The organism is uncultured Rhodococcus sp., from assembly GCF_963525155.1.
Lineage (GTDB): Bacteria > Actinomycetota > Actinomycetes > Mycobacteriales > Mycobacteriaceae > Rhodococcus_F > Rhodococcus_F qingshengii.
In genome coordinates, this window is sequence record NZ_CAURKP010000230.1 from 1 (window position 1) to 7,011 (window position 7,011).

8 protein-coding genes are annotated in these 7,011 nt (G+C 61.6%); 1 reads left to right on the top strand and 7 read right to left on the bottom strand.

The annotated features are described in order from the left end of the window. Positions 1-424: 424 nt before the first annotated feature. Positions 425-655: a PLD nuclease N-terminal domain-containing protein gene (locus tag RWT78_RS26580; protein ID WP_007726301.1), complete on the top strand. Its 231-nt coding sequence runs from the start codon at positions 425-427 to the stop codon at positions 653-655. Here the strand turns inward: RWT78_RS26580 and RWT78_RS26585 are convergent. The 7 genes from RWT78_RS26585 to RWT78_RS26615 form a co-directional block, all read right to left on the bottom strand. Next, positions 643-1,584 carry an antibiotic biosynthesis monooxygenase gene (locus RWT78_RS26585; protein ID WP_314682002.1) on the bottom strand — a complete coding sequence of 314 codons (942 nt, stop codon included), beginning with the start codon at positions 1,582-1,584 and terminating at the stop codon, positions 643-645. The two genes, RWT78_RS26580 and RWT78_RS26585, sit on opposite strands and share 13 nt — an antisense overlap. A 1-nt stretch (position 1,585) precedes the next feature. After that, positions 1,586-2,986 (bottom strand): amidohydrolase family protein, encoded by a 1,401-nt coding sequence (locus tag RWT78_RS26590; RefSeq protein ID WP_314682004.1) that lies wholly within the window; start codon positions 2,984-2,986, stop codon positions 1,586-1,588. Between the two features lie 69 nt (positions 2,987-3,055). Continuing rightward, positions 3,056-3,754: a CPBP family intramembrane glutamic endopeptidase gene (locus tag RWT78_RS26595; protein WP_020908494.1), complete on the bottom strand. Its 699-nt coding sequence runs from the start codon at positions 3,752-3,754 to the stop codon at positions 3,056-3,058. Between the two features lie 168 nt (positions 3,755-3,922). Then, a complete protein-coding gene (locus RWT78_RS26600) occupies positions 3,923-4,885 on the bottom strand; it encodes an iron-siderophore ABC transporter substrate-binding protein (protein ID WP_399552198.1) in 963 nt (320 codons plus the stop codon). 110 nt (positions 4,886-4,995) lie between these two features. Then, a complete protein-coding gene (locus RWT78_RS26605; RefSeq protein ID WP_314682008.1) occupies positions 4,996-5,475 on the bottom strand; it encodes a VOC family protein in 480 nt (159 codons plus the stop codon). 85 nt (positions 5,476-5,560) lie between these two features. Then, the gene (locus RWT78_RS26610) at positions 5,561-6,493 is read right to left on the bottom strand and encodes an alpha/beta hydrolase family protein (protein ID WP_314682010.1); all 933 of its coding nucleotides are present in this window, start codon (positions 6,491-6,493) and stop codon (positions 5,561-5,563) included. Positions 6,494-6,543: 50 nt separating this feature from the next. Continuing rightward, positions 6,544-7,011: alpha/beta hydrolase-fold protein (locus tag RWT78_RS26615; RefSeq protein WP_314682012.1), on the bottom strand; the 468-nt coding region annotated here is incomplete at its 5' end.

Sequence of the window (7,011 nt, forward strand, 5' to 3'; positions counted from 1 at the left end):
CCTCATATCCACAGGTAACAACCAGTCACGGTGAACAATTTGTCACCATATTGCGCATTCCTGACAAAATTCGAACATGGTTCCCGAGAGCAGTTATCGTGCAGCATCACCGCTGTACCGGTGCTGCAAGAACAGAGGGCTCGACTTCCCCACCCTGAGAGATTCGCCGTCAAAGTCTCTTACTTGCGAATCGGTGCCAAATCTCCCCGTCCAGGGCACATTGCATCCTGAGCGTGTGCGCAATTTTTCAGCCATAACTTCGGTTAGCGAGATCTTTACGCCGAAAACGACCGTCCCGACGGCCCGCGAGACCGTACCTATCGGTCGTCATGGTGACGCTATTCACACTGATTTGAGGAACTCCCGGCACCGATAACAACCCGATCTCGACACCGATTGGACGTTCGAGGGCACAGTGGAGTTCATGAACCTCACAAAGAAGAAGTCCTGGAGTGAGCTGTCACCTGCGCAGCGCCGCGTCGTCGCCGTGCTCGCAACGATTCAGTCCCTGTTGGCGATCGCCGCGTGGACAGACCTGGCGCGACGCCCTGCCAATACGGTCAACGGCAGCAAGAAGAAGTGGGCGGCGATCATCTTCGTCAACTTCTTCGGACCGCTCACCTACTTCCGCCGAGGCCGGATTCAGTCGAAGTAGTCCCAGAACTGCAGCCACTTCACCGACGCGAAGAGCGTCAGAGTCACTGCGTACACCGCAAGTACCGCCGCGACGCCGCGCCAGTTGGTGCGGGGAACGGCACCGTCGACCGGGTCCAGCCAATGACGGAACCATCTCGTGACCGTCGGCATCAGGAACCACGTCATGGCGCCGACGCTGACTATCTGGCTCAACCACATCGACAGCCACGGCGGCGCTCCGATCCCGTCGAGCAGCGGCCCGAGAAACCTCGACAGCGTCATCACCGTCGGATAGAGGACGAGCAGGATGATCATCGCCGTCTTCCAATTCGGCGTCGCGCGAGTCTGCCCGTTCTCCGTGCGCAGAATGGTGCCGAACGGTGTCGACCGCGTGGTCTCGGTGAAGTCCTCGGCCAACTCGGCCCGCAGTTTCGGTAGTGCTGCAGCCCTCTCGGGCGACGCCATCCACACCGCCAACTGCTGTTCTGTCCGAAACCGAAGGACGGACTTCCACTGGGTGGAGTCGGTGACCGACCGCAACAACATCACCGACTCGTAGCCGGAGAATCGCGAACTGAGATCGATGAGGTGTCCTTGCGTTCGCAGAAACTCGTTCTCCTTACCCACGACGACGGCGTGGTCGTACACACCGATACCGGGCGGCGGCAGCACGCCGTCGACCAGAACGAGATCACTCGTCTGCGCCAGAATTCCCGTTGCAGCAGCTGATCTTTCGAGATCGCGGCGATCAGTCGACTCCAGCCAACGATGAAGATCGTCGGCACTGTCGAACGTGACGGACACGCCGTGCGACACCGGTTCCGGTTGATCACTGATGCCACAGCTCAGGTAGCCGTCGAATCGACCGGCGGTCTCGGCCGCACGCTCGACCCACGCCCGGAATCCCGAACTCGTTCGGTGGTACCCGGTGATGGCAGTTGCGGACACGTCAGCCCGATATCCGGCGCCCTTGCACGTACACGTGCGCAATCGCGGGCTCGCGCATCGCCATCAGGAGCCCGAAGAGCGTCTGGTCGCGGGCGAGTATCGGATCATCCGAACGCGTTCCGTAGTTGACGAGCCCGGCGAGCGGCGGCCACCCGGACGGATCGATCACCAGGAAGTCGGCCTCTTTGCCCTCGTCGAAGTTGCCGATCCGGTTCTCCATGTCCAGCGCGCGAGCACCGGCGAGTGTTCCGGTGAACAGCAGTTCGGCAGGGTGCATCGACACTCCGTCGTCGCCGGCTTCGGAGATGTGAACCTTGAAGGCGTTGCCGAGGACTCGGGTGAGCAGGCACTCGTCGCCGCCACCGAAGTCCGATCCGATCGCGATGTTGACCCCTGACGCAACGGTTCGTTTCCACGGCATGGTGCCGGAGCCGAGAAACTGCTGGGAAGTAGGGCAATGTGCGATCGAGGTTCCGGTCTCGGCCATTCGTGCGAGTTCGGAGTCCTGGCAGTGCACCGAGTGCGCGAGTATCGCGCGTGGACCCAGGAAGCTCTTTCCGCCGACCTGTGAGCCGGGGAGGAACTTGCCGTCGTACGTGTCGAGATAGGTCTCGACCTCGTACTCGGCGAGTGTGGTCGCCACCTCGCCGGTTCCGGGCCGATTGTTCTCGTTGAGATGACTGTGGAAGTAGACGCCCCGGTCACGGACGGAGTCGTACAACTCCCCCAAGTCCTTCAGCGTCCGTGTTGTCACCGCGAGAGAGAAGCGGGGAACCACTGCGACGTGAATGAGCGCAGAGTTCACGTCGCCGGTGTCGGCCGCGTGCCACTTGTCGATCTCCTCGCGGGTGAGTCTGATCGCGTCCTCTTCCGAGGTGATCAGCGCGGCAGCGGAGGCCGGGCCGGTGGTCTGAATCCCACGTCCGCTGACCACTCGAAGGCCGCGTTTCAGAGTTTCCGAGAACAGGGCGTCCTGCGCGTGCGGGAAGGCCGATCCGAACACCATCGCGGCCGTGGTTCCCGTGGCGATTCGGCGAGCGCAGAAGGCCTCGGCAGCGTGCTGGGCGAACTCCGGATCAGCGAATCTCGATTCGGAGGGAAAGACGCACAGGTCGAGCCACTCGAGGAGTTGGCCGCCGCCGTAGGCGTCGCCGGCGTAGGTCTGCGGGAAATGAATGTGTGCATCGACGAATCCGGGCAGCAGGAAACCCGGTCGGTGGTCGTGGGTTTCAGCGCCTTCGAGACCGCTCGGGAGTGATTCGAATTCTCCGCAGTAGACGATCGTTCCGGCATCGTCGATCGCCAAGACGCCGTCGGGGATCGAGACGAGCGACTGCGCCGCATCCTCTACCGTCGGACGACCGGAGATGTGGAAGACATGGCCTCGATGAAGGTGCGTCACTTACTGAGCAAAGCACAAAACTACCCGGCGCCGCGCGGCGAATGCTGTCCTTTTTGTCAGATATTGGGATCAAGCAAGAGTTGCATGCCAAACAAGAGCCGCAGCCAGCGCACCTGCACCGTTCAACGACCAATGCAGAGCAATCGGCGCAATGAGGCTGCCGCTGCGATGACGAAGCCAGGTGAATACGAGACCGGCCGCAGCGGTGGCGAGAACAGCTCCGAGGATGCCGGCGACCTGGCCGACGACTCCGGTACCGAGAAAGCCGGACAGCCCTTCGTTTCCACTGGTCAAACCCATCGACGACGCGATGTGCCACAGTCCGAACATCAGTGAACCGGCAGCGGCGACGCCGCGGAATCCACTGACCCGGTTCAACGTGCCGTGCAGGACGCCACGAAAAGCCAACTCTTCGGGAATGACAGTCTGCAGCGGGATCACGATCATCGACGCGATGATCGCGCCGGAAATAGTGGCGTAGCGATCCGCCATGAAGAAGGGGCGCGTGAGCGGAAGCAGAGCGCCAACGGCGACAACCGTCAGTACCAGGCCGACGGCGGCAAGCGCGTACTTCGAACCTCGCCGCAGGTCACGAGGGGACAGCCCCAATTCCGCCCACCCCATTCCCCGGCGCTTGGTGAGCGCCAACAGGACGAGAGCAGAGATGGGTACCGTCGCGATGCTTGCCCAGGCGGTGGTGAAATGCGCGATCAGATTGGTTCCCACCAGCACCACGATCACAACAGCGATATCCACGTATGCATGCATCCGCGGAAAACGAGGAGCGGTCGCTTCGATCTCCACTGGAGCGATCTCCACTGGGCCGCCGCTCGTTAGCTGAAAGTTCACTTTTTCCAGTGTACTGACGCACGAGAACTGCCCGCCACTGTTTGCGAACACGCTCACAGTGACGGGCAGGTCCCGAAGCACCTCTGATCAGGCGCCGAGCGTGCTCGCAAACTTCGGAACGGCGTTGTCGATTGCGTAGGTCAACCCCGGTACCGAGCCACTCGAGAACGCATTGACGAGTGCCGGGTCATCGAGGATCAACAGATGTCCCTCCTGGGCCGACGGGATTGCGCGCAGTAGCGGATCGTTCGCAAACGCACTGCTGTCGAGGAAGATCGGGAACAGCACGGTCAGGTCGGCGTCGAACAGATTCAGGTTCTCGTTGGCAACCGGGATGTAGAAGTTTCCGGTGGCTTTTTCGGTGATCGCCGGCGGGATCGTGAAGCCGAGGCGCGTCATGAAGTCTGCGCGTGCGTCGCCGGGTACGTAGGCGCCGTAGCCGTCGGAACTGTAGGCGCCGACCGCCGCGGTCTTGCCCGCGAAGTTCGGATTGGCGGCAATCGCGGCCTCGAACTTGGCGTCGAGGCCGGACAGTAGCGCCTTGCCTTCCGATTCTTTGCCGAGTGCCTTGGCGACGAGTTCGGTCTGCTGCTCGACCGTCGTCCCGTAGGCCGTGGCGAGACCCGGCGGCGGCCCGACCGTCGGTGCGATGGCACTGAGCTTGTCGTAGGTGGCCTGCGTGTTGTCGCTTCGCGTCCACAGAATGAGGTCCGGTTCGAGCGCGATGACGTCTTCGACGCTCAAGTCCATCGTTCCGAGGATCTTCGGGTCGGTGGTGAACTCGTCCGCAATCCACGGTCCGACGCCCTTGCCGCCGAACGCCATCCAGTCCGCGACGCCCACTGGTTGAGTGCCCAGAGCGAGTGCCGTCTCGGCATCCGACCAACCAAGCGCCACGACGCGCTGCGGGTCGGCCGGGACTTCGACGTCGCCGAACATCGTCGAAATGGTTGCGCCCGCCTCTGCCGGTGCGTCAGCACTGTCGCTACTGCAACCGGCAAGCCCGGCGACGGCAAGCGAGGCTGCCAGTGCCGTGACTGCAATCTTCATTCGAGAGACTTTGATCCGCATGGTTACCAGCACTCCTCCAACGCTCCAGCGAGAATTAGGGAAGGCTAGCATCAGCTAAGGAAGCCTGTCGCCCATCGGCCAGATCGTGTTCAGGATGCGTTTGCGGCCTTGTCGAGTTCCGCGATATCGATCTTCTTCATCTTCATCATCGCGTCCGTGACGCGTTGCGCCTTGGCTCGATCTGGATCCTTCATCAGTTCGAGGAGACGATTTGGGACAACCTGCCAAGACAGTCCGAACTTGTCCTTGGCCCAGCCGCACGGGCCTTCTTCCCCACCCTCGGTCAGTCGGGACCAGTAGTGATCGACCTCCGCCTGATCGACGCACGGAATCTCGAACGACACGGCCTCCGAGAACGTGAACATCGGGCCGCCGTTCAATCCGGTGAATCGCTGACCGTCGAGCTCGAAGCTGACGGTCATCACCGATCCCGCAGGCATTCCGGAAGGCGATCCCTCGACGTAGCGTTCGATTCCCAGGATCTGCCCGGAACCGAACACCGAGATGTAGAAGTTCGCTGCTTCTTCTGCTTGGTTGTCGAACCACAAACAGGGAGTGATTGAAGGCATGTTCTGTCCTTGTCGACGAGGTTACGAATCAGGTGTACAGGGTTATAGACCCGGCCCGAAGCGGAAACTCATCGCAAGGAATTACTCAAGCCGACAACGCAGAGTCGAGCATCGGCCAGGAGCGAACGAGTTCGTCGCGCCAGTACGGCCAACCGTGCGTCCCCACCGGCTGAGCGCTGCGGGTGACATCGACTCCTCGATCGCGCAGCACCTGCGTGATCTGGTCGGTGCACAGGTTCGATCCCAGTTCCATGACCCCGCCGACGACCAGTACGCGCCCCAGGGCAGGAGTATCGAGGGTTTCGTGCGGGCCTGGTAGTCCCGATCCCGAGGCGAGATACACCTTGGTGCCGCGCAGCTTGTCGGCATTGGCGAAAATGTCGTGCTCTTGCCAAGCCTCGCTGCCGGCCGGACCCCACATCTGCTCCGAACGGGCATTTCCGTTGATGACCACGAGATCGGTCAACGCCTTGCCGAATCCTCCGACGGTTGTGTAGCAGCCGCTGTAGCCCGCGACCACGTCGTACAACCCGGCCGAGCGTTGGGCCAGGATCAGCGCGGCTTCTGCACCCATCGAGATCCCGCCGATTGCGTTGTGCCCGTTGGTGGCGAACCTCGTGTCGATCAGTGGGGGAAGCTCTTTCGTCAGGAACGTCTCCCACTTCAGACGACCGAATTTCGGGTGGTCTTCCTGCCAATCGGTGTACATGGTGCCGGTTCCACCGATGGGGAGTACGACGTTCACATTCTTGTCGGCAAAGAACGGGACGATATCGCCGTTAGCCGGGGCCAACCAGTTGTTCTCTTCGATCTGCCCGGAATTGCCGTCCAGGAGATACAGCGTCCCGCGCGGTTCCGAGCGGTCGGCAGGAAGCAGCACTTTCACCTGCATGGTGCGCCCCATGGCGGGACTCGCGACATCGAGAAGCACCAAGCGCGAAGACAGTTCGGTGACACTCGTTATCTGCGGAGTCTCGTCGGCGAGCGCGGTCGAAGGCGGCGCCAGTACTGAAATCAAGGCGAGCGCGCCTACGAGAACGACGCTTCGAAGACTCGCTCGTTGGGGCCTCACACGCCGAGCGACGCGGCGATCATCGGCCACGAGTCGTGTAAGTCGTCTTCCCAGTATCCCCATGAATGCGTTCCTGCCGGCTTGAAGTTGTAGCGAATGTTGTTCATACCCAATGCGTTCGTCCTGTCCGCAAGCTGGGTGGTGCAGTAGTGAGTTGCCGCCTCGATTCCGCCACCGAGAACAAGCTGCAACGCCAAATCTGTGACGTCGTTGCCGATACGAGGATCTGCAAGTGTGTCGTACGGACCCGGAATTCCGGTTGCGGTTGTGATGTACATCGGGATTCGAGGTAGCTTGTCCGCGTTGACAACCGGATCGTGAGCCGGCCAACCCGGACCATCGTACGGACCCCACATGTTTTCCGCGTCACCCCCACCGACGGCGACTACGAGTTTCACGAAGTCCTGCCCGATGCCCGGACTCGTCATCGCGCACCCGCTGAAGGACCCGACACTGTTGTACAG